Here is a 21028-nt window from a genome sequence, read left to right on the forward strand (position 1 = left end):
CGCCCCGAGGGCGCATTGTGGCAGAGTCTCGGTCACTGATTTACTTATGATGTAGCGTTTTCGCGTGCGATGGCGCGATGGGCAATATCACGGCGATAAAAGCAGCCCGGCCACTGGATCATGGCAGCCAGCGCATCAGCTCTTTGTTTTGCGATAGTGACACTCTCGCCTAATGCCGTAGCGCAAAGCACCCGCCCGCCAGTAGTGACGATGTCGCCGTCTTTCAGCGCGGTACCAGCATGAAATACTTTGGCGGTCTCGCTATCGGTGGGCAACCCAGAGATACGATCCCCTTTGCGATAGTCACCCGGATAGCCGCCTGCTGCCAATACCACGCCCACGGCTGCACGCGGATCCCACTTGGACTCAACCTTATCAAGGCGTCCTTGCGTGCCTGCCAGGCAAAGCTCAACCAAGTCAGATTGCAAGCGCATCATAATCGGTTGGGTTTCCGGATCGCCAAAGCGACAGTTAAACTCAATCACTTTTGGCGTCCCATCGGCACTGATCATCAAGCCTGCATACAGAAAGCCCGTATACGGCACACCATCGGCGCGCATGCCTTCTACTGTTGGCATGATCACCTCGTCCATCACACGTTGATGGATTGCATCGGTGACCACTGGAGCGGGCGAGTATGCGCCCATACCGCCAGTGTTAAGGCCGGTATCGCCTTCTCCGACCCGTTTGTGGTCTTGGCTGGTGGCCATTGGCAGCACATGCTCACCATCGACCATGACGATAAAGCTTGCTTCTTCACCTTGCAGAAATTCCTCGATGACCACGCGGTGACCGGCCTCACCAAACGCATTGCCCGAGAGCATATCGCGCACTGCCTCGGTGGCTTCTTGCTCGGTCATCGCCACAATGACCCCTTTCCCAGCGGCAAGACCGTCGGCTTTGACCACAATGGGCGCGCCTTTTTCGGCGATGTAGGCTAATGCGGGCTCTACCGTCGAAAAGGTTTGGTAGTCAGCGGTGGGAATGCCGTGGCGCGCTAAAAAGTCTTTACTGAAGGCTTTCGAGCCCTCAAGTTGCGCGGCCGCTTGAGTAGGACCAAAGATGGCCAAGCCGTGCTCACGGAAGGCATCGACCACGCCCAACACCAAGGGGGCTTCAGGACCCACGATGGTCAAATCAATTTGTTGCTCGCGGGCAAAGGCCAGTAACCCTTCAACGTCATCAGCCGCGACCGCAATATTACTCAACTTGTTTTCATGCGCGGTGCCGGCGTTTCCCGGCGCGCAATACACGAGCTCAACGTTGGATGACTGGGCGGCTTTCCACGCCAGCGCATGTTCGCGGCCACCGCCACCAATAACTAATACCTTCATGTGTTCTCCTTCATCGCCCACTTAGTGGCGGAAATGGCGCATACCGGTAAAGACCATCGCCATGCCATGCTCATTGGCGGCAGCAATCACTTCGTTATCACGCATCGAACCGCCCGGTTGGATCACGCAGGTGATCCCAGCTTTTGCTGCAGCATCAATGCCGTCACGGAAAGGGAAGAAGGCATCGGAGGCCATCACGCTACCGGCCACTTCGAGCTGCTCATCGGCCGCTTTGATGCCAGCTATTTTCGCCGAGTAGACGCGGCTCATTTGGCCGGCGCCCACGCCGATGGTCATGCTGTCTTTGGCATACACAATCGCGTTTGATTTCACATATTTTGCCACTTTCCAGCAAAATAGCGCATCGCTAAGCTCTTTCTCTGTGGGCTGACGCTCAGTGACAATACGCAAATCGTCTAAACCGACCATACCTTGGTCGCGTGCTTGGACTAACAAGCCGCCATTGACGCGCTTGCTATCCCACCCTGTGGTGCGCGCTTGCCATTGGCCACACTCGAGAAGACGTACGTTTTTCTTTGCCGCAACCGCTGCTTTGGCGGCCTCACTGACACGAGGTGCGATGATCACTTCAACAAATTGACGTTCAACAATGGCGTGTGCCGTGTCGCCGTCCAGCTCACGGTTAAAGGCAATAATGCCACCAAATGCTGAGGTCGGATCGGTCTGATAAGCACGCTGATAGGCGCTGAGTAAGTCTTCGCCAATGGCAACGCCACAGGGGTTGGCGTGCTTTACAATCACACAGGCAGGTTGTTCAAACTCTTTTACGCACTCTAATGCCGCATCGGTGTCAGCGATATTGTTATAAGACAGCGCTTTGCCCTGTAGTTGGGTCGCCGTTGCCACCGAGGCTTCTTGCGGTTGGGCTTCGGTATAAAACGCACCTGCCTGATGGCTGTTTTCGCCGTAGCGCATGTCTTGCTTTTTAACCCAATGTTGGGTCAGGGTGCGTGGGAATGGCGAGTCTTGGCTCTCTTCTGCCTGATGATAGGCAGGCACTTGGGTACCAAAGTAATTCGCAATCATGGCATCGTAGGCTGCGGTGTGCTCAAACGCGGCAATGGCTAAATCAAAGCGCGTGGCATGTGTCAAAGACTGCTGGTGCTGATCCATCTCGGTAAGCACGCGATCATAGTCTTGGCTGTTCACCACAATGGTAACGTCGGCATGGTTTTTCGCCGCTGAGCGTACCATGGTTGGGCCGCCGATATCGATATTCTCGATGGCTTGCTCGCGTGTGCAATCTGGGTTGGCAACGGTTTGTGCGAACGGGTAGAGGTTCACTACTACCATATCAATCGGTGCGATCTGATGCTGTTCCATCACCGCATCGTCTTGACCGCGTCGGCCCAAAATGCCGCCGTGAATTTTGGGGTGGAGGGTTTTCACGCGGCCATCCATCATTTCTGGGAAGCCGGTATGCTCGGAGACTTCGGTGACCGCGAGGCCGTTTTCTGCGAGTAAACGGGCAGTACCGCCGGTCGATAGCAGTTCGACACCGCGTTGGGCGAGTGCTTGGGCAAACTCGACCACACCGGTTTTATCAGACACGCTGAGTAACGCGCGACGAATAGGACGCAGATTTTCCATGGCTTAGTTCTCTTCACTGACAGATTGAATGCTTATCAAAGCCCATCGTGTCTATCAACACGGATAAGCTTTATTAAACCGCCAATTGTCAAAGCGGCGATATTCTATCTGATTTTGTTTGCGCAATCGATTGCTATTTGCTGATGGCGACATTTTTATTGTTTTTATCCGGCTGTCGTTGCTCGCCTTCATGCAACGCTGGTCATAAGAGCCCGCCTTTGCTACAAAAAGAAGGTTCATCCAACATGAAAAGGAGCGGTGATGACCAAGTTGCTGCAAATCGGTGAGCTAGCCAAGCACTGTGGTGTCTCCACCGATACGCTGCGTTTTTATGAAAAGTCTGGCTTGTTGGCACCGAGTGCCCGCACAGAGGGTGGATACCGGCTTTATGCCGATGATGCCATTAGCCAAGTAATGTTCATTTTGCGCGGCAAAGAAATGGGGTTATCGCTTGATGAAATTCACGAGCTGTCTGACATTCGCGAAGAAGCGACGTTACACACCTGTGCAGAAGTAAAAGGGATCACCCAGCGGCGCCTGAATGAGGTCTCAGAGAAGATAGCCGCGCTTGAGCGGGTCAAGCATGCACTGACACGCTTAAATGCCGCCTGCTGCGGTATGGACGACGATGACGCGACCCATTGCTCAATATTAGAAACCCTAGCGGACAGCGAAGATTCCAACTCATGCTGTTAAGGGAAGGTGCGTTGTACCATCAGAGAAAACAAAAACGGGCTAACCGATTGACGGCTAGCCCGTTTTATAACAGCCAAACCAATGATTGATTAGTTCATGCCGTATTTTTTCAGTTTCTTACGCAATGTACCGCGGTTGATGCCCATCATGGTGGCTGCGCGGGTTTGGTTACCGCGGGTGTATTGCATGATGGTATCCAGCAGTGGCTGCTCAACTTCTGCGAGGACAAGCTCATACAGATCGTTGACTTCCTGGCCATTCAATTGCGCTAGGTAGTTCTTCAGGGATGCTTTTACAGAGTCACGAAGTGGCTTTTGCGTAATTTGATCTTGTGAAGTTACAGTCGTTACTGTCAATGCTTCGGAAGTCAGGTTTTGTTCGAACATATTCTGTCAGCTCTTCTCGTATTTATGCAACGTTGTCGAAGTAGCCTTGCAGCGCATCGATCTGCTGTTGTGCATCTTCGATTGCGTTGAAGGTTCGGCGAAAATCGCCAATTTGATCATGCTCTTTCAGGTACCAACCCACGTGCTTACGGGCGATACGTAATCCTTTGAGCTCCCCATAAAAGTGATGAAGCTCTTGAACATGACCCAACAAAATCGTCCTAACCTCTTCTAGTGAAGGGGCAGGCAGGTACTCACCAGTGGTGAGATAGTGGTGGATTTCGCGAAAAATCCACGGGCGTCCTTGAGCAGGACGACCAATCATCAATGCATCAGCACCTGTGTAATCCAGCACATAACGTGCTTTTTCCGGAGAATCAATGTCGCCATTGGCAATCACTGGGATCGACACAGCCGCTTTGGCTGCTTTAATGCTGTCGTACTCCGCTTCCCCTTTGTACATACAGGCGCGCGTGCGGCCATGCAGGGCAAGGGCTTGGATACCACAATCTTCCGCCATCCGGGCGATCTCTACACAGTTCTTATTGTCCGGGTCCCAACCTGTACGGGTTTTCAATGTCACCGGCACATCCACCGCGTTTACCGTGGCTTTGAGGATTTGCTCAATGAGGTCCGGTCGCGTTAGCAAGGCAGAGCCAGCTAACTTCTTATTGACCTTTTTCACTGGGCAACCCATGTTGATGTCGATGACTTGTGCCCCGTTTTCGACACAAAAGCGGGCCGCCTCGGCCATTAGCTCTGGCTCGGCACCGGCGATCTGAACCGAACGAAGGCCAGACTCGTCAATATGAACCATGCGCTTTTGCGATTTGTTCGTTCGCCATAAGGCTGGATTAGACGACATCATTTCGCTGACCGCCATGCCTGCGCCGTGCGCAAGACATAACTCACGAAAAGGTCGGTCCGTGACACCTGCCATTGGGGCAACGATCAACGGGACATCCAGGTTATAAGGTCCGATACGCAAAAGCTCTAAATCCTCTGTCAGCCGCTCTGAGTCAGCAAGGGCGCGCATTTTACGCATTTTTGACGCGTCTGAAAAGGACAATATTTGAGCATTGATGGCTTGATTTTTACAGCACTTTTTGTATCAGTCGCGTTTCGCTGATTAATCAAGCATTTCGAGTAGCACGTCAACGATGGCTTACCGACCTTGTTAAGGGTACGGTAGGCCGTTTGTACGACGATGCGAACGATTAAGCAGGTAACTGACCGCTAATTCGGCACCACTCTTCACGCTCTACGATCGGGTCGATAGTGAGGCTGTCGCGGTAGTGATTGGCGACGTCTTCTGCTTGGGTATCGAGGACACCAGACATCGCTAATTGGCCGCCGGGTTTGATGAGTCCTTTGATCACGCCAGACAGCTCACGGAGTGGACCGGCCAGAATATTGGCCACCACCACATCGGCTTGGAGATCGGCCGGTTGGTCTTTAGGCAAATACAAGTGCAGTTGGTCGGCGACACCGTTGCGCTCTGCGTTATCTTTGGACGCCAGTAGTGCTTGAGGATCGATATCAATGCCAATCACACGCTCGGCACCGAGTTTGATGGCGGCAATCGCAAGGATCCCAGAGCCACAACCGAAGTCGATTACCGTTTTACCGCTGAGGTCGAGTCCGTCGAGCCACTCGAGGCAAAGCGCGGTGGTCGGGTGTGATCCTGTGCCAAAGGCGAGGCCTGGGTCGAGCATCACGTTGACGGCATTATCATCAGGGACTTCACACCAAGTTGGGCAGATCCATAAGCGTTCACCAAACTGCATTGGCTTGAAGTTATCCATCCAAGCGCGTTCCCAGTCTTTATCCTCAAGCTGTTCGATCTTGTGGGCAAAGTTGTCCGCCAACAATGGGCTTGCGTTTAACACTGCCAACACGGTCGACATGTCCGCTTGGGCGTCGTATAACGCCATGATGTCGGTTTCGCCCCACAGACGGGTTTCACCAGGCAAAGGTTCAAAAACAGGCGTGTCTTTGGCATCTAAAAAGGTGACGGAAAGGGCGCCCGCTTCTTCCATTAGCATGTCGCCAATGGCTTCTGCATTTTCAGCAGTTGCATTTAGTTTTAATTGGATCCAAGGCATGGTGAATCTCGAGTTGATCAACGAATGACGATGATTTTATCAGATCCGTGTTGTGTATGCCGTAAACAAAAACGACCTACGAGGATGTAGGTCGTTTTACGTCTATCCGTTTTCAAAAGCAGATTAAGACAATCCGAGTTTCTTCTCGAGATAGTGAATGTTGGCACCACCGTGTTGGAAGTGCTCATCGTTCATAATATCGATTTGCAGCGGGATATTGGTTTTAATGCCATCAATCACGGTTTCGGCCAGCGCATTGCGCATACGAGCAATAGCAACATCGCGATTCTCACCGTAACAAATCAGCTTACCAATCATGGAGTCATAGTGAGGCGGAACACGGTAGCCCGCATATACATGTGATTCCCAACGCACACCCATACCGCCTGGTGAGTGGAAACGCTCGATTTTACCCGGGCTTGGAATAAAGCGCTCTGGGTCTTCGGCATTGATACGACACTCGACGGCATGGCCGCGAATACGAATGTCATCTTGGGTAAACGACAGAGGCTGACCCGCTGCAATGCGCAGTTGCTCTTTGACCAAATCAACACCGGTAACCATTTCGGTGACAGGGTGCTCAACTTGGATACGGGTGTTCATCTCGATAAAGAAGAACTCGCCGTTTTCGTACAAGAATTCAAAGGTACCTGCGCCGCGATAACCGATTTCGATACAGGCACGGCAGCAACGCTCGCCGATAAACTTACGCATTTCATCGGTAATCCCGGGTGCTGGCGCTTCTTCAACCACCTTTTGGTGACGGCGTTGCATCGAGCAATCACGCTCACCGAGATGGATAGCGCCACCTTGGCCGTCCGCCAAGACTTGCACTTCGACGTGGCGTGGGTTCTCAAGGAATTTCTCCATGTACACCATGTCGTTGCTAAACGCGGCTTTTGCTTCGGCGCGGGTCATCGCAATGGCATCCACCAGTTCGGCTTCAGAGCGAACCACACGCATACCACGGCCTCCGCCGCCGCCTGACGCTTTGATGATCACCGGGTAGCCAATACGTTTGGCGATGGTTTTGTTCTTTTCCTGATCGCTACCCAATGGGCCGTCAGAGCCAGGGACACAAGGGACGCCTGCTTTTTTCATCGCTTCGATTGCAGAGACCTTGTCACCCATTAGGCGAATAGTGTCGGCTTTGGGGCCGACAAAGACAAAGCCAGAACGCTCTACTTGCTCAGCAAAATCAGCGTTTTCCGACAAGAAGCCATAACCTGGGTGAATCGCCACCGCGCCGGTGATTTCAGCGGCGCTGATGATACGAGGAATATTTAGGTAGCTTTGGTTGCTCGGTGCTGGGCCGATACAAACCGTTTCATCCGCTAACAGGACGTGCTTTAAATCGCGGTCTGCAGTGGAGTGTACCGCCACCGTTTTAATGCCGAGTTCTTTACAAGCACGTAAGATCCGTAGCGCGATTTCACCGCGGTTGGCGATAACAATTTTATCTAACATACGGCCCTCGCTTATTCGATGATTACGAGTGGTTCGTCGAACTCAACTGGCTGGCCGTCTTCACACAGAATCGCTTTTACCACACCGCTCTTATCTGCTTGGATCTGGTTCATCATCTTCATCGCTTCAACGATACACAAGGCATCACCTGCATTGACTTGGCTGCCAACTTCAACAAACGGTGCTGCATCTGGGCTTGGCGCGCGATAGAAAGTACCCACCATTGGCGAAAGAACTTGGTGACCCGTCGGCTCTGGTGCGCTTGCCGGCGCTGCGGCTGGCGCTTCTGCGGCCGGTGCTGCTGGGGCGGCAGGCGCAGGGGCTGGCATGGCATACTGTGGTGCAGCAAACTGAGGCGCGGCAGGTGATGAACGGCTGATGCGTACCGACTCTTCGCCCTCAGAAATTTCGAGCTCAGCAATGCCTGACTCTTCAACCAGTTCGATCAATTTTTTGATTTTACGGATATCCATGGTGTCGTCTCTTCTTGTGTTTGTTTTACTGAGCTGCAAACGCCAAATGGCGCGCAGCTGCCGTTAATGCGAATTCGTAGCCATCTGCTCCCAACCCACAAATTACACCGACAGCCTTGTCAGAGAGGTAGGAATGATGACGGAAGGGTTCTCGAGCATGCACATTGGAAAGGTGCACCTCGATAAACGGGATCCCAACACCGAGCAACGCGTCGCGCAGGGCGACGGAGGTGTGCGTAAAAGCGGCAGGATTGATAATGATAAAATCCACCTCACCCATGGCTTGGTGAATGGCATCGATCAGGTTGGCTTCACTGTTGGATTGTAAGTGCTCAAGGTGAAGCCCTAAGGTTGCCGCTTGGGCATGCAACGCGGCGACGATTTGATCGAGCGTTTGGCTACCGTAATGATCGGGTTCACGTTGGCCTAGCAAATTGAGGTTTGGGCCATTTAAGACTAAAACACGGTTATTTGTAGACATCTTGACGCTTACTTCTCCTATTAGCTGCTAATGTGCAGCATTTTGTGGATTCCAGCCTAATGGCATGCTGAATGGGCTTCAAGCACGCCGATTTGTCCTTAGTGGGCTCAATTATAGAGAATTCACCGCAAATCGCAGCAAAATACTGGTCTAATCAGCACACTTTCCCTTTATGGTGTAGCAAAAACTGTCGCGATTGTCGATTGCTGTACTGTCAAGGTTGTGTGTTTTTTATCGACAATAAGGATAGGAGTGGTGTGTGCCCAGACAGTTCAGTGGCACAGATCATAAAAACAAAAAAAGCCGCCCGTAGGCGGCAAAGGTTGCTAAGCAATCGTGTCGTTGCGCTATACCACGTTTTCTTTCTCGGCAATGAGCTTATCGACCACACTCGGATCGGCCAGCGTTGAGGTGTCGCCAAGGCTACCGGTATCACCGGTGGCGATTTTGCGCAGAATACGGCGCATGATTTTTCCGGAACGCGTTTTGGGTAAGGCGTCGGTCCAATGGATAAAATCGGGCGTCGCAATAGGGCCAATCTCTTTGCGTACCCACTCTTTCACCTCTTTATGCAGCTCGGCGCTGGGCACCTCACCGGCGTTCAGAGTGATGTAGGCATAAATCGCTTGGCCTTTGATGTCGTGTGGTACACCCACGATGGCGGCTTCGGCAATTTTATCAAAGGCCACTAACGCGGATTCGATTTCTGCTGTCCCCATTCGGTGGCCGGATACGTTAAGGACATCATCGACACGACCTGTAATCCAGTAGTAGCCGTCCTCATCGCGACGCGCGCCGTCACCGGTAAAGTACATGCCCTTGAAGGTTGAGAAATACGTTTGCTCAAAGCGGTCGTGGTCGCCAAACACGGTACGCATTTGTCCCGGCCACGAGTCCAACATCACCAAATTCCCTTCAGCCGCACCGTCGACAATGTTGCCGACGTTATCGACCAATGCAGGTTGTACGCCAAAGAATGGTCGGGTGGCAGAACCGGGTTTGAGGGCGGTCGCGCCGGGCAAGGGGGTGATCAATATGCCGCCGGTTTCTGTTTGCCACCACGTATCCACAATCGGGCTTTGCCGATTGCCAATGGTGGTGTAGTACCACTCCCAGGCTTCTGGGTTAATGGGTTCACCCACCGAGCCCATAATGCGCAGCGAGCTACGTGTCGTTCCCTCAACGGCTTCATTGCCTTTGGCCATCAACGCGCGGATGGCGGTCGGTGCGGTGTATAAAATATTCACTTGGTGTTTATCAACCACTTCGCTCATACGGGCGGTGGATGGGTAGGTAGGCACGCCTTCAAATAAAATCGTCTTCGCGCCATTAGCTAGCGGGCCATAAATGAGATAGCTGTGGCCGGTGATCCAACCCACATCGGCGGTACACCAGAACACCTCGCCGTCTTGATAATCAAAAACGTATTTGAAGGTCATCGCGGCATACACGAGGTAGCCGCCTGTGGTATGCAGTACCCCTTTTGGCGTCCCGGTTGAGCCAGATGTATAGAGGATAAATAAAGGGTCTTCGGCATTCATTTCTTCGGGAGGGCAATCGGTTGATGCGTTTGCGGTGGCTTCATGCCACCACACGTCGCGACCTTCGTGCCAATCAACTTGTCCCCCTGTGCGTTTGAAAACCAGCACGTTATTGACTGACGTGACTYTGCTGTTGGCAAGGGCTTCATCGACGTTCTTTTTCAATGGCACTGCACGGCCGCCACGAACGCCTTCATCCGCGGTAACCACGACTTTAGCGTTGGAGTCGATAATACGTCCTGCCAGTGCTTCAGGTGAGAAACCGCCAAATACCACTGTGTGCACGGCGCCAATGCGCGCACAGGCGAGCATTGCGACCGCGGCTTCCATGATCATCGGCATATAAAGACAGACTACATCGCCTTTTTTGACCCCATTGTCTTTAAGCGCATTAGCAAATTGGCACACCTGTTGGTGGAGCTGCTTGTAGGTCAGCGTGGCATCGTCCTTTGGATCGTCTCCTTCCCAAATTAAGGCTACCTGATCGCCTTTGTCTTGCAGATGACGATCGATACAGTTGGCGGCCACATTCAAGGTACCATCTTCAAACCAACGAATATCGACGTGGCCGGTATCGAAAGAGGTATGTTTCACCTTGGTATAGGGTTTGATCCAATCAAGAATTTGCCCGTGTTCGCGCCAAAAGCCTTCGGGGTCGGTCACTGATTGCTGATAAAGCGCTTGGTAGGTGGCTTCATCCGCGTGTGCCTTTTGTGCAATTGAAGGCATGACGGGGTATACGTGACTATCGCTCATCCTGTTTCTCCTCGTGTCCGCGTAATCTCATGCGGCGCTTCCATGTCGTGAGATGTCAGGCTGTACCGCTGCCTGGCAAATGAAAACCATGCCCTTAAAGGTGTGACAGTTCGTGGGGTCCGGCAATTAGACTTTAGGATGAGGCCATTGATTTATAAGTGGTTTGTGCGCTTGTTGGACCATAGATTGGGGGATTGATCTCACTTTTTGTGCAATACGTGTCGTAAGGCAGGATCGCTGTTGGCTATTGCGAACGTAGCATAGGCATGTCGCCATATTGCAAACGCACGTAAATCAAAGCGGCGGCGATGGTATCGTCCAGTGCATCATGACGGGCAGGCAAAGGGAGGTCTAAATGGCGACTGATCGCTTCCATACTGATGTCATGGTAGGCATTGGGCAGTAAACGCTCTAATTGACGTTGATAAATATCGCTAACTTCAATCACGGGATTGGGTAACGGAAAGCCTAAAAAACGCCGTGCGTAGCGATCTAAGATCGTTTTGTCGTAGCGAATATGATAGCCAACCAAAGGATGGTTATGGATGAAGGCGATTARCGTCTTCATGGCTTGCTCAGCGCTGACACCCTGTTCAAGATCTTGATGGCGCAACTGATGAATGCGGACCGAGCCAGCGTTCAAGCTTTTTGGCGCCACTAAGGTCAAGGTGAGCGCTTGGCTGGTGAGTATTCGATTCCCTTGAATTGGGGTGGCGGCGATAGTAACGAGTTCTGCACGCTCTGGATCTAAGCTGGTGGTTTCGCAGTCGAGCGAGATCACTGTGCTGCGATCCGAGGGTAAGAAGAGCGCGCGGTAGGACGATGTCCGCAATCGGTAGCGGTACCATTGACGTGACAACCAGTTCACTCTAGTCCCTCACATGGTAGTGGTAGGCGAGGGATTCTTTGAATTTTTTTACCACGTGGAGGCCGTGGCGTAAAAGATCTCGCTCGCTGGAAGGAAGCGCAGAGACATCGATATAGTTACTCTGTTGCTCACCACTTAATTGCTGGCGTAACCGCAGTCGGATAAATAGCTTCAGCGCCTCGGCGAGGTTCTCTGCCGTTTCTTCGGCCAGTGTCCCTATATTAGCCAGCTTCTCAATCCGCTCAAAGGTATTGGTTTCGCTGACCCCTTTTTCTAGGCTCATGGTGCGAATGCCGTGCACAATCGGAAAGATGCCGCCTTTTTTGATGTCGAGCCCTTCTTTACCACTCTTTAATGAGCCAAACACCGTCAAAGGGACTTTGAACGCTAATGCCGGACGCACAAAGGTATTTAAGGTCAGCATATTATCGGTGAGCGAGGTTTTAAGTGGCGTTTGAATCGCGTCGATAAGCTGGCTGTCGCCCGCAACAGGATGCGCATCGGCGAGAATGGCTAAATCCATCACGCTTTGATGATTAGCACTTTGCGCTAAGTTACGAATGGTTTGTTGCCATTGAGACGCGCTTTTCACCCACTTGGGATTACTGACCATCACCTGCCCAGGGCAGGGCGGGTAGCCGAGTAGATTTAAGGTATGTGAAAAGGCCTCCATCACGGTTTGGCACTCGGGCCAAGTGAGATCATCGGCCAAAATGAGTGCGTTATCTTGATCGGTTTTGAGTACTTGCTCGCCGCGTCCTTCCGAGCCCATCACCACCAAACAGCATTGCTGCTGATAGGGCTCGGGCACGATGAGGCGAAACGCTTTTTCCATGATTTGTTCATTCACGGTCGCGATGAGCTTCATCACAAAGCGGGTGTGGATACCGTTGTTAAACAGGGTATGAACCAATTTGCTTTGGCTATTTGCCGCTAACACCAGTTCATCGACGGTTTGTGCGCGCGCAATGCGTAAGTTGAGCACATGAGAATGGGTGGAGAATAAGCTCAATACTTGCGGCAGGTCGAGCGTACCGACGGTCTGTCCCTGATCATCGACGACACGGACCCGCTTCACTCGCTGACGCGTCATGGTGATCATGGCATGAAAGAGAAAGTCACCTCGCTCGACACTGATCACAGGGCGGGTAGCGATATTCCCCACCGGGACCGATTGATCATGGCCGTCGAGCACCAAGGCATGCAGCAGATTGGTGCGGGTAATAATACCGCAACTTCCGTCCTCGTAATCGACCAAGGCGCAATCACAGCGTTGTGCCTTCATTTTTGCGGTGGCGTCCCTAAGAGGGACGTCGGGGGTCACACGCAGCGCCGGTTGAATATTGGTGTCGTCAATGCGAGTGAGCATGAACTCGGCTAAGTTCTGTTGCTGGCGAGCCTGTGCGATTAACTGCTGACGACGCTGCAAGTTAGTATCAAAGTAAGCACTAAAATCTTGATTGGTATGATAAATCGCGAGGAACACGTCGGCAGGCAGTAAGTGACATAAGGTATCTTCTAGGGCGCGATATTGGTGCTTGGCGGTACCGTTTAATATCGCTGGGACATCAAATAGATCATCCGTGGTGTAGTGCGAAAAGGTTTCTTTGCCGTCTTCCGACACCTCTTCCACACTGCCTTTGATAATGATAAAGAGCTGATCGCCACTATCACCGGCGGCGAGCAGCGTATCGCCACGTCGGAAGTAGGCAACGTCTATGGCTTGGCGGCATTGCTTGACTTGGGACGCCGTCAGGCAATCAAACGGTGCATGAGAGGTGTCAAACGGTTCAGGCATAATCGCACTCCCCACAATAATATTTCTAGTGTGTCGCACGTTATCTGTTCCGGCTAGCCGACTTTAGTCTAGCCAGTTGCGACGAAACCTAGGCGGAGATCAACGAAGTGATGAGGATATTCGCTGAGTAGGGCTTTTTTTCATGTCAAAGAGTTGAGACACTTAGCCGCGAATCTATCTTGATGTGAAGTAATGAAATGAGCTTGTCCCACTGTTCTCCTTTTCGTTGGCTGTCAGAGTACTTTGGCGGTTTCTTTTTCTCTTACGGTGTCTACTTGCCGTTTTGGGCGGTTTGGTTTGATTACATGGGGTTGCATGCCGGGGTGATTGGTACGCTGATTGGCTTGGGCTTTGCGACCCGTTGTGTGGCCAACTTAGTGTTTACTCCCAAAGTGCAGCGGGTGGAGTCGTTACTGCCTGCACTGCGTGGCTTAACCTTAATGGCGTTGTTGACCTGTGCGTTGCATCCTGTGATGGGAGCGAACATTGCGTGGCTCGCTTTGGTGACTGTGCTCTTTAATCTGGCGATTGGGCCATCGGTGCCTTTGTCCGACGCGTTAGCGAACTATTATGCGCGCCATCAGATTATCGACTATGGTCGAACACGCTTATGGGGGTCGATTGCTTTTATTGTCGGATCAAGTTTGACGGGATGGCTGGTGACCGAGGAAACCGCCGCGATTATCCCTTGGGTTGCGATTGGAGGGTTGTCGGCTTGCTTGCTGTTAACCTTACGTCGCCCGACAGTGATGCCGGAAAGTGAGCATGACGCGGCCCACAGTAAGGTGTCGATGCGCCAACTTTTTCGTGACCCTCACATAGTGGTATTCCTGCTGATCGCCTCCTTGCTACAAGGCAGTCATGCCGCGTATTACAGTTTTAGCGCTATCTATTGGAAGCATGCCGGTTACAGCGAGAGCATCGTGGGCTATTTGTGGAGTCTGGGTGTGGTCTCGGAAGTGGCGGTTTTTGCGCTGGGCGCACGTCTTTTTGGTGGGTGGTCTGCCAAAGCCTTGTTCCGTCTTGCCGCGCTCGGCGTGTTAGTGCGATGGGGGATCACTGGCTCGACGACAGCCTTGGCGCCAGTGATAATGGTACAGCTGCTCCACGGGATCACCTTTGCCGCCGCCCATTTGGGTGCCATGCAATATATTCAACGCGAATGTGGGACGCGTCTTGTCGCGGTACAAGCTGCCTATAACGCCCTCCCCATGGGCGCGGTGGTCGCAGCGCTGACGGCAGCTAGCGGTTGGGTGTATGACTTTTCTCCAGCGTGGACCTTCTATGCGATGGCGTTGCTGGCACTGCCGGCGCTGTTACTGCCTTTGCATGAACCTCAGTACCAACAAGCAAGAAAGGCCCGCTTGCAGCAAAGTTAGCCACGAGGCCCACAAAGCCGAGACAGGAAGATTGAGCCGGTGTCTGTCGCGTGTTACACCCTTCTAAGCGGACGAAAAATACGCAGGGGTCAGGAAGGGAGTCATGACACAAGGCTGGGTAATTGTCTCGGTTTCACTATTGTACATGGGGACGCTGTTTGCCATCGCATGGTATGGCGACAGTCGCCCGCGTTGGCTACGAACGTGGCGCCCTTGGATCTATAGCCTTTCTATCGCGGTCTATTGTACCTCGTGGACTTTCTTCGGTACGGTCGGACAAGCCTCTAGCTCGCCGTGGTCGTTTTTACCTATCTATTTAGCGCCCATTTTAGTGTTCACGCTGGGATGGCGCTTTCTCGCCCGCATGATCTTAATTGCCAAACGAGAGCACATCACCTCGATTGCCGACTTTATCGCGGCACGTTATGGCAAATCACAAGGATTGGCGGTAGCCGTCACTTTGATTGCAGTCATCGGTGTTCTGCCCTATATCGCGCTGCAGCTGCGCGGTATCGCCATGGGGTTAGATGTGCTTTCGCCTGAGCTCGGAGCCAGCATTGGCCTAGAGCAACCCCAAATTGCATGGTTAGTGTGTGTCTCGTTAGCGATGTTCACCGTGTTGTTTGGCACACGCCATATCGATAGCACTGAACACCACCGCGGTATGATGATGGCAATCGCGTTCGAGTCGATCGTCAAGCTGGTGGCTTTCTTAGGCATTGGCGTGTTTGTGGTGGCGCTCTTGTTTCAAGCCCCGAGTCTGCCCATGAGTCTCGAAGAGTCCGGCGTGATCGGACGGCCGGATATAGGTAATCTAATCATTCACACCTTTCTAACGGCCGCAGCCATTATTTGTCTACCGCGTCAGTTTCATACCATGGTGGTGGAGAATACCCGTGCCAGCGACCTTAATACTGCCCGCAAAGTGTTCCCGACCTATTTGTTGCTGATGTTGGTGTTCGTTTTGCCGCTCGCGTACGCCGGACAGATGCTTATCCCGGATGCCCCTGCGGATACGTATGTGATTCGCTTGCCCTTATCGGTGGGTGCCGAAGGCATGGCGTTATTGGCTTTCATGGGGGGCGCATCAGCAGCGAGTGGTATGGTTATTGTCTCGACCATTGCGCTGGCTATTATGGTTTCGAATGATCTGGTATTACCCCTTTTGCTGCGGCGGATGAAGATGACGTCGCGTAACTTCACGCAGTTCTCTGGCCTTTTGCTCAACGTCCGTCGCGCCTTAATTTTCCTGATTCTTATTGCCGCTTGGGGCTTTTACCACCTGATTTTAACGGTGCCAACTTTATCAGAAATTGGCTTTCTCTCTTTTGCGGCCATTGCGCAGTTTGCTCCCGCGATGATCGGTGCCTTATATTGGCGCCAAGGTAATAAGAAAGGCGTGTATGCGGGCTTGGCGGTAGGATTTAGCTTGTGGCTGATCACCATGATGACACAAACCGGGATGCTTGCCGGCGATGGGCAGAGCAACCTGTTGATTTGGGTGATCACACCACCGGCGATTGCGCCTATTGCAACGCTAGATCCCATCGATTGGGGCTTGGCATTTAGTGTGTTAATGAACGCTGCCAGTTTTGTGGCCGTGTCACTGTTAACCCGACCGTCTTTGAGTGAGCGATTGCAAGCCGCCGCGTTTGTAGGCATGCCGCTACCAGAAAGTGAAGATGCACGCCTATACCAAAGCCGAGTCTCGGTGGCAGAGCTGGAAATGCTCGCGGCCCGTTTTGTCGGCCGGCGGCGGATGCGTCAGGCATTTAGCCAATTTGCCGATCAACGTGGTGAAGACTTGATCCCGCAACAGCAGGCGAGTGCTCCCTTGATTCGCCATACCGAACGCGTGTTGGCGGGGGTGTTTGKGGCATCGTCTGCGCGGTTGGTGCTATCGTCTGCCTTACAAGGGCGAAATATGCAATTGGAAGAAATTGCCACCATTGTTGATGAAGCGTCTGAGTTGTTCGATTTCTCGCGCGGTTTGCTCCAAGGCGCGATTGAACATATCAATCAAGGGATCTCGGTGGTCGACAAACAGCTACGGCTGGTGGCGTGGAATCAGCGTTATATTGATATGTTTCAGTTTCCACCCGGATTGATTCAGGTGGGACGCCCGGTCGCTGATTTGATTCGCTTTAATGCCCAACGCGGACTCTGTGGACCGGGCGATCCGGAAGAGCATGTCGAGAAGAGAGTGCATCATTTAACGCGTCGTCAGCCGCATACCTCCTCACGTGTGCATCCTGATGGACGGGTCATTGAGCTCCAAGGTAACCCCATGCCCGGCGGTGGGTTCGTGATGACCTTCACCGATATTACTGCGTTTCGCCAAGCGGAGGCGGCGCTTAAGCAATCCAATGAAACCTTGGAAGCACGAGTGACGGAGCGCACCCGTGAGCTTGAATCCCTCAATAGCCGGCTGATTGATGCCACCCGCAAGGCTGAATCCGCCTCACAGTCGAAAAGCCGTTTTCTCGCGGCAGTCAGTCACGACTTGATGCAGCCTTTAAATGCGGCACGCTTATTTGCCTCCTCGCTATCGGAGATTGCCCATAACGCCGACACGCAACGGGTTGCTGGCCACATTGAAAGCGCACTGGAAGGGGCGGAGGATTTGATTGGTGACTTGCTGGATATCTCGCGATTAGAGTCGGGCAAGATGAAAGCGCGGATTGAACACTTTGCATTGAATGATGTACTCGCGGCATTAGAAGCAGAGTTTGGCGTATTGGCTAACCAACAAGGCATGCGCTTTGATGTTCAACACTGTCAAGGCTGGGTACGTTCAGATAAAAAACTGCTCCGTCGCGTACTGCAAAACTTTTTGACCAATGCCTTTCGCTATAACCCGAGAGGACGGGTGTTATTGGGAGTACGTCGCGAAGAAAACCGATACCGTATTGAAGTGTGGGATGATGGTGACGGGATCCCGCATGACCGTCAGCAAGATATTTTCCAAGAATTTACTCGCCTTGACCGTCAAGGTGCAGAGCAAGGATTAGGGCTTGGACTTGCGATTGCGAGGGGGATCAGCCAGATCTTGCAGCAGCCGCTTGGGTTGCGCTCTTGGCCCGGCAAAGGCACGGTTTTTTCTATCTCGGTTGATCAAGGCACGCCCGAGGCCGTGGTGTCCGCCGAGCCGCGTTCACCCAGTGATGTTTCGGCGAGTGCGCTAAAAGGATGCCGCGTGCTGTGTGTGGATAATGAAACCGATATTCTAACCGGTATGGCACAGTTGTTATCACGCTGGGGGTGTGATGTGCGTTGTGCGCCTGATGTCAGTGGTGCCATGCAACAAATTGATGATGATTGGCACCCAGAGTTTGTGCTTAGTGACTACCATTTAGCTAATCAACAAACGGGATTGCAGGCCTTACAACAATGTCAGTTGCGTTTAGGGCGCTGTTTCCGTGGCGCAATTATCAGCGCAGATCGCAGTGCTGACATTCAACAGTCGGTCACTGGACTGGGGTTTGCTTACATTTCCAAGCCAGTCAAACCACTCAAACTTCGCGCCTTATTACAACAACGAGGACAGTAATGGACCCATTTAGTATTTCTCGTCTCGACACAGACATTGGCACGGTCCGAGTGGAAGGTCGGTTTAACCCCGTGGATGGACATATCGACATCGACGATCTTGCCCATTTGGACAGTCATGGTTGGACGGACGTGAACCATTGGCTGACAGAGCAGGCTTATGAGCATAAAGTCGCCACGATCTTGCACGCCATTCGTGGCTACTTAATCGGAAGCGATGCGTAGCAAAGGCTAGGACGCGTCCTGTGCTTTCTGATGCTCGCTGTAGAATGTTTTATGCTCAATAAAAGTGGTTGGTGCCTCAGCAAAGTAGTAGCTGCCATCCACACTCACCGCGAGACGAATTTGCGCTTGCGCATCGGTGGGAGCGGGAAGCGACACCTGCCAGGCTGTGCCGGTTTCATCTGTCGCTTGCATTGACTGTGGCTGAGGCTCAGTGCCTGTATGCGTCATGCTAATTTGTGCTCCCTCGAGAGGTAAAGCGCTCGCTAAGCGTAGTGTCAGCGTATTGTCTTGCACACCGTCAGATTCCAGTTTTAACTTCATATCGCCATTTTCAAGTGCGCAAAAGCCACTGGTGTAGCGGCAATTCGAGCGCACCGCAAGCGGGTAGCTTTGTCCCGGCTGCGCGGCGGTGGGTGGCTCAGTGACGGCTGCATCAACGGCGAAATAGGCGATTATAGCGAGAATGGGCGTGACCAGCATGGCGATAACGACATGCTTATTGGTGAGAAAACGCGTTACCGTCGACATCATGCCTCTCCTTGGCTTAGGGATATAGGTTGGATATTACGTTAATAGGATGAAGAGAAAAGCCCCCGCAGGGGCTTTTGTGGTGTGGCACACACTAGTGTGATTGCGCGTCACCAGCACCTGATGGCACTCGGACGTGTTCGACCAAGTCCTGAACTTCTTGTGGGGTTTCTTCTGTCATACGAGAGACAATGATAGCCACAATAAAGTTACAAATTGCGCCAACTGCACCAAAGGCATTAGGTTCAATCCCCAAGATCCAGTTACTGCCTAGGCCTTCTAGGTAAGTCCAATCAGGGATAAATAGGATCCCTTTGTGTTGGAATACATAGAAAAGAGTGACACTGATACCTGCAACCATCCCGGCGATCGCCCCTTCCTTATTAATGGTCTTGGTAAAGATACCCATCATCAGTACGGGGAAGATCGATGAGGCGGCGAGACCGAAGGCGAGTGCGACTGTCCCAGCGGCAAAGCCTGGAGGATTCAAGCCGAGGTATCCTGCAACCCCGATAGCGACAGCCATTGATATCCTACTGGCAAGGAGTTCGCTTTTTTCGCTAATTTGTGGATTAACGACCCCCTTTATCAAATCGTGGGATATTGCTGACGATATCGCGAGCAACAATCCCGCGGCGGTCGACAATGCAGCAGCGAGACCACCCGCAGCCACTAGCGCAATGACCCAGTTAGGTAACTTGGCGATTTCGGGGTTTGCAAGCACCATGATATCGCGGTCAACACGAAGCTCATTGGTTGCAGGATCGGCGGTATACTGAATCTTCTGATCACCGTTTTTATCTTCAAAACCGAGCAGACCAGTGGTTTCCCAATTCTTGAACCAATCAGGACGCTCGTCATACATCAAGTTATCCCCGTTTGGCAGGTTAACGGTGTCCATCAAGTTTAAGCGAGCCATGGCCGCAACGGCAGGCGCAGAGGTATACAAAATCGCGATAAAGAAGAGTGCCCAGCCAGCGGATGTTCGTGCATCGCGTACCTTAGGCACGGTGAAAAAGCGGATAATCACGTGGGGTAGGCCAGCAGTACCAATCATCAGCGACATGGTGTAGGCAAACATATTGAGCGTACTACCACGCACCGCGGTGGTGTATTCGACAAAGCCGAGTTCGGTGACCACCTGATCGAGCCGGTCAAGTAAGTATTGATCTGTTCCCACTAGAGTGCTTCCCAAGCCAATTTGAGGCAGTGGGTTACCGGTGAGCTTTAGTGAGATAAAGATTGCGGGAATAGTGTAAGCCAAAATGAGGACGCAATACTGAGCGATCTGGGTGTAAGTAATGCCTTTCATCCCGCCCATAACCGCGTACATGAAGACGATAAACATACCAATCAAAAGACCCGTTGAGTAATCGACTTCTAGGAAGCGACCAAACGCGACTCCGACCCCTTTCATTTGACCGATAACGTAAGTTACCGAAGCGATAATTAAGCAAACCACCGCCACGATACGCGCGGTTTTCGAATAAAAGCGCTCACCGACAAACTCCGGCACGGTAAACTTACCAAATTTACGCAAATAAGGTGCAAGCAACAGTGCAAGCAAGACATAGCCACCAGTCCAGCCCATCAAAAAGACCGAACCGCCATACCCCATAAAGGCAATTAAGCCTGCCATGGAAATGAACGACGCGGCGGACATCCAGTCTGCAGCGGTTGCCATTCCGTTTGCGACGGGGTTAACTCCGCCACCAGCAACATAAAATTCTTTGGTTGACCCTGCACGTGCCCAGATCGCTATCCCGATGTATAAGGCGAAGGTAAAGCCAACCACGATGTAGGTAATGGTTTTTAAATCCATGCGTTTGTC

Annotated in this window: 17 protein-coding genes; 4 read left to right on the top strand and 13 right to left on the bottom strand. The window is 52.4% G+C overall.

The window, feature by feature from the left end; translation table 11 throughout:
* Positions 1 to 44: 44 nt before the first annotated feature.
* Together purD and purH are read right to left on the bottom strand one after the other, a co-directional pair.
* Positions 45 to 1334 carry a phosphoribosylamine--glycine ligase gene (purD, locus tag BZJ17_RS10725; protein ID WP_077640706.1) on the bottom strand — a complete coding sequence of 430 codons (1290 nt, stop codon included), beginning with the start codon at positions 1332 to 1334 and terminating at the stop codon, positions 45 to 47.
* A gap of 21 nt (positions 1335 to 1355) precedes the next feature.
* Positions 1356 to 2945: a bifunctional phosphoribosylaminoimidazolecarboxamide formyltransferase/IMP cyclohydrolase gene (gene purH / locus BZJ17_RS10730; protein ID WP_077640707.1), complete on the bottom strand. Its 1590-nt coding sequence runs from the start codon at positions 2943 to 2945 to the stop codon at positions 1356 to 1358.
* Between the two features lie 261 nt (positions 2946 to 3206).
* Here purH and zntR point away from each other — a divergent pair, with 261 nt between their 5' ends.
* Positions 3207 to 3641, top strand: coding sequence for a Zn(2+)-responsive transcriptional regulator (gene zntR, locus BZJ17_RS10735; protein ID WP_077456053.1), 435 nt, complete (start codon positions 3207 to 3209; stop codon positions 3639 to 3641).
* 89 nt (positions 3642 to 3730) lie between these two features.
* Here zntR and fis read toward each other — a convergent pair whose 3' ends face one another.
* The 9 genes from fis to BZJ17_RS10780 all read right to left on the bottom strand — a co-directional run bounded on the left by fis (position 3731) and on the right by BZJ17_RS10780 (position 13516).
* Positions 3731 to 4027: a DNA-binding transcriptional regulator Fis gene (fis, locus tag BZJ17_RS10740; protein WP_002542007.1), complete on the bottom strand. Its 297-nt coding sequence runs from the start codon at positions 4025 to 4027 to the stop codon at positions 3731 to 3733.
* A 22-nt stretch (positions 4028 to 4049) separates the two neighbouring features.
* Complete coding sequence (gene dusB / locus BZJ17_RS10745) at positions 4050 to 5015, bottom strand: tRNA dihydrouridine synthase DusB (protein ID WP_069587013.1); 966 nt, start codon at positions 5013 to 5015, stop codon at positions 4050 to 4052.
* 229 nt (positions 5016 to 5244) lie between these two features.
* Positions 5245 to 6132, bottom strand: coding sequence for a 50S ribosomal protein L11 methyltransferase (prmA, locus tag BZJ17_RS10750; RefSeq protein ID WP_077640708.1), 888 nt, complete (start codon positions 6130 to 6132; stop codon positions 5245 to 5247).
* 123 nt (positions 6133 to 6255) lie between these two features.
* Positions 6256 to 7599 carry an acetyl-CoA carboxylase biotin carboxylase subunit gene (accC, locus tag BZJ17_RS10755; protein ID WP_069586982.1) on the bottom strand — a complete coding sequence of 448 codons (1344 nt, stop codon included), beginning with the start codon at positions 7597 to 7599 and terminating at the stop codon, positions 6256 to 6258.
* A gap of 11 nt (positions 7600 to 7610) precedes the next feature.
* Positions 7611 to 8072, bottom strand: coding sequence for an acetyl-CoA carboxylase biotin carboxyl carrier protein (gene accB / locus BZJ17_RS10760; protein ID WP_077640709.1), 462 nt, complete (start codon positions 8070 to 8072; stop codon positions 7611 to 7613).
* A 25-nt stretch (positions 8073 to 8097) separates the two neighbouring features.
* Positions 8098 to 8553, bottom strand: a complete 456-nt coding sequence (gene aroQ, locus BZJ17_RS10765; protein ID WP_069586980.1) for a type II 3-dehydroquinate dehydratase — start codon at positions 8551 to 8553, stop codon at positions 8098 to 8100.
* Positions 8554 to 8900: 347 nt separating this feature from the next.
* A complete protein-coding gene (acs, locus tag BZJ17_RS10770) occupies positions 8901 to 10850 on the bottom strand; it encodes an acetate--CoA ligase (protein WP_077640710.1) in 1950 nt (649 codons plus the stop codon).
* Between the two features lie 244 nt (positions 10851 to 11094).
* The gene (locus BZJ17_RS10775) at positions 11095 to 11718 is read right to left on the bottom strand and encodes a 3'-5' exonuclease (RefSeq protein WP_077640711.1); all 624 of its coding nucleotides are present in this window, start codon (positions 11716 to 11718) and stop codon (positions 11095 to 11097) included.
* Between the two features lies 1 nt (position 11719).
* On the bottom strand, positions 11720 to 13516 hold the full coding sequence (locus BZJ17_RS10780) for a DUF294 nucleotidyltransferase-like domain-containing protein (protein ID WP_077640712.1): 1797 nt from the start codon (positions 13514 to 13516) through the stop codon (positions 11720 to 11722).
* A gap of 197 nt (positions 13517 to 13713) precedes the next feature.
* Here BZJ17_RS10780 and BZJ17_RS10785 point away from each other — a divergent pair, with 197 nt between their 5' ends.
* From BZJ17_RS10785 to BZJ17_RS10795, 3 genes are all read left to right on the top strand, one after another.
* The gene (locus tag BZJ17_RS10785) at positions 13714 to 14895 is read left to right on the top strand and encodes a 3-phenylpropionate MFS transporter (protein ID WP_077456060.1); all 1182 of its coding nucleotides are present in this window, start codon (positions 13714 to 13716) and stop codon (positions 14893 to 14895) included.
* A 103-nt stretch (positions 14896 to 14998) separates the two neighbouring features.
* Complete coding sequence (locus tag BZJ17_RS10790; RefSeq protein ID WP_077640713.1) at positions 14999 to 18445, top strand: hybrid sensor histidine kinase/response regulator; 3447 nt, start codon at positions 14999 to 15001, stop codon at positions 18443 to 18445.
* Positions 18445 to 18669 (top strand): hypothetical protein, encoded by a 225-nt coding sequence (locus tag BZJ17_RS10795; RefSeq protein WP_069586974.1) that lies wholly within the window; start codon positions 18445 to 18447, stop codon positions 18667 to 18669. Before BZJ17_RS10790 ends, BZJ17_RS10795 begins: the two co-directional genes overlap by 1 nt.
* Before the next feature lie 6 nt (positions 18670 to 18675).
* On the opposite strand, the gene BZJ17_RS10800 is transcribed toward BZJ17_RS10795, so the two are convergent.
* Entirely contained in the window at positions 18676 to 19200 is a 525-nt protein-coding gene (locus tag BZJ17_RS10800) for a hypothetical protein (protein ID WP_241836790.1), read from the bottom strand.
* Positions 19201 to 19291: 91 nt separating this feature from the next.
* Positions 19292 to 21019 (bottom strand): sodium:solute symporter family protein, encoded by a 1728-nt coding sequence (locus tag BZJ17_RS10805; protein ID WP_077640715.1) that lies wholly within the window; start codon positions 21017 to 21019, stop codon positions 19292 to 19294.
* Positions 21020 to 21028 lie beyond the last annotated feature (9 nt).

Origin of the sequence: Salinivibrio sp. IB574, from assembly GCF_001996205.1 — a bacterium.
GTDB lineage: Bacteria > Pseudomonadota > Gammaproteobacteria > Enterobacterales > Vibrionaceae > Salinivibrio > Salinivibrio proteolyticus.

Coding starts and splice junctions, on each gene's coding strand:
- fis (WP_002542007.1), bottom strand. CDS start 4,027: ATGTTCGAACAAAACCTGACTTCCGAAGCATTGACAGTAACGACTGTA.
- BZJ17_RS10785 (WP_077456060.1), top strand. CDS start 13,714: ATGAGCTTGTCCCACTGTTCTCCTTTTCGTTGGCTGTCAGAGTACTTT.
- BZJ17_RS10805 (WP_077640715.1), bottom strand. CDS start 21,019: ATGGATTTAAAAACCATTACCTACATCGTGGTTGGCTTTACCTTCGCC.
- prmA (WP_077640708.1), bottom strand. CDS start 6,132: ATGCCTTGGATCCAATTAAAACTAAATGCAACTGCTGAAAATGCAGAA.
- purD (WP_077640706.1), bottom strand. CDS start 1,334: ATGAAGGTATTAGTTATTGGTGGCGGTGGCCGCGAACATGCGCTGGCG.
- BZJ17_RS10800 (WP_241836790.1), bottom strand. CDS start 19,200: ATGATGTCGACGGTAACGCGTTTTCTCACCAATAAGCATGTCGTTATC.
- BZJ17_RS10780 (WP_077640712.1), bottom strand. CDS start 13,516: ATGCCTGAACCGTTTGACACCTCTCATGCACCGTTTGATTGCCTGACG.
- accC (WP_069586982.1), bottom strand. CDS start 7,599: ATGTTAGATAAAATTGTTATCGCCAACCGCGGTGAAATCGCGCTACGG.
- BZJ17_RS10795 (WP_069586974.1), top strand. CDS start 18,445: ATGGACCCATTTAGTATTTCTCGTCTCGACACAGACATTGGCACGGTC.
- zntR (WP_077456053.1), top strand. CDS start 3,207: ATGACCAAGTTGCTGCAAATCGGTGAGCTAGCCAAGCACTGTGGTGTC.
- purH (WP_077640707.1), bottom strand. CDS start 2,945: ATGGAAAATCTGCGTCCTATTCGTCGCGCGTTACTCAGCGTGTCTGAT.
- accB (WP_077640709.1), bottom strand. CDS start 8,072: ATGGATATCCGTAAAATCAAAAAATTGATCGAACTGGTTGAAGAGTCA.
- aroQ (WP_069586980.1), bottom strand. CDS start 8,553: ATGTCTACAAATAACCGTGTTTTAGTCTTAAATGGCCCAAACCTCAAT.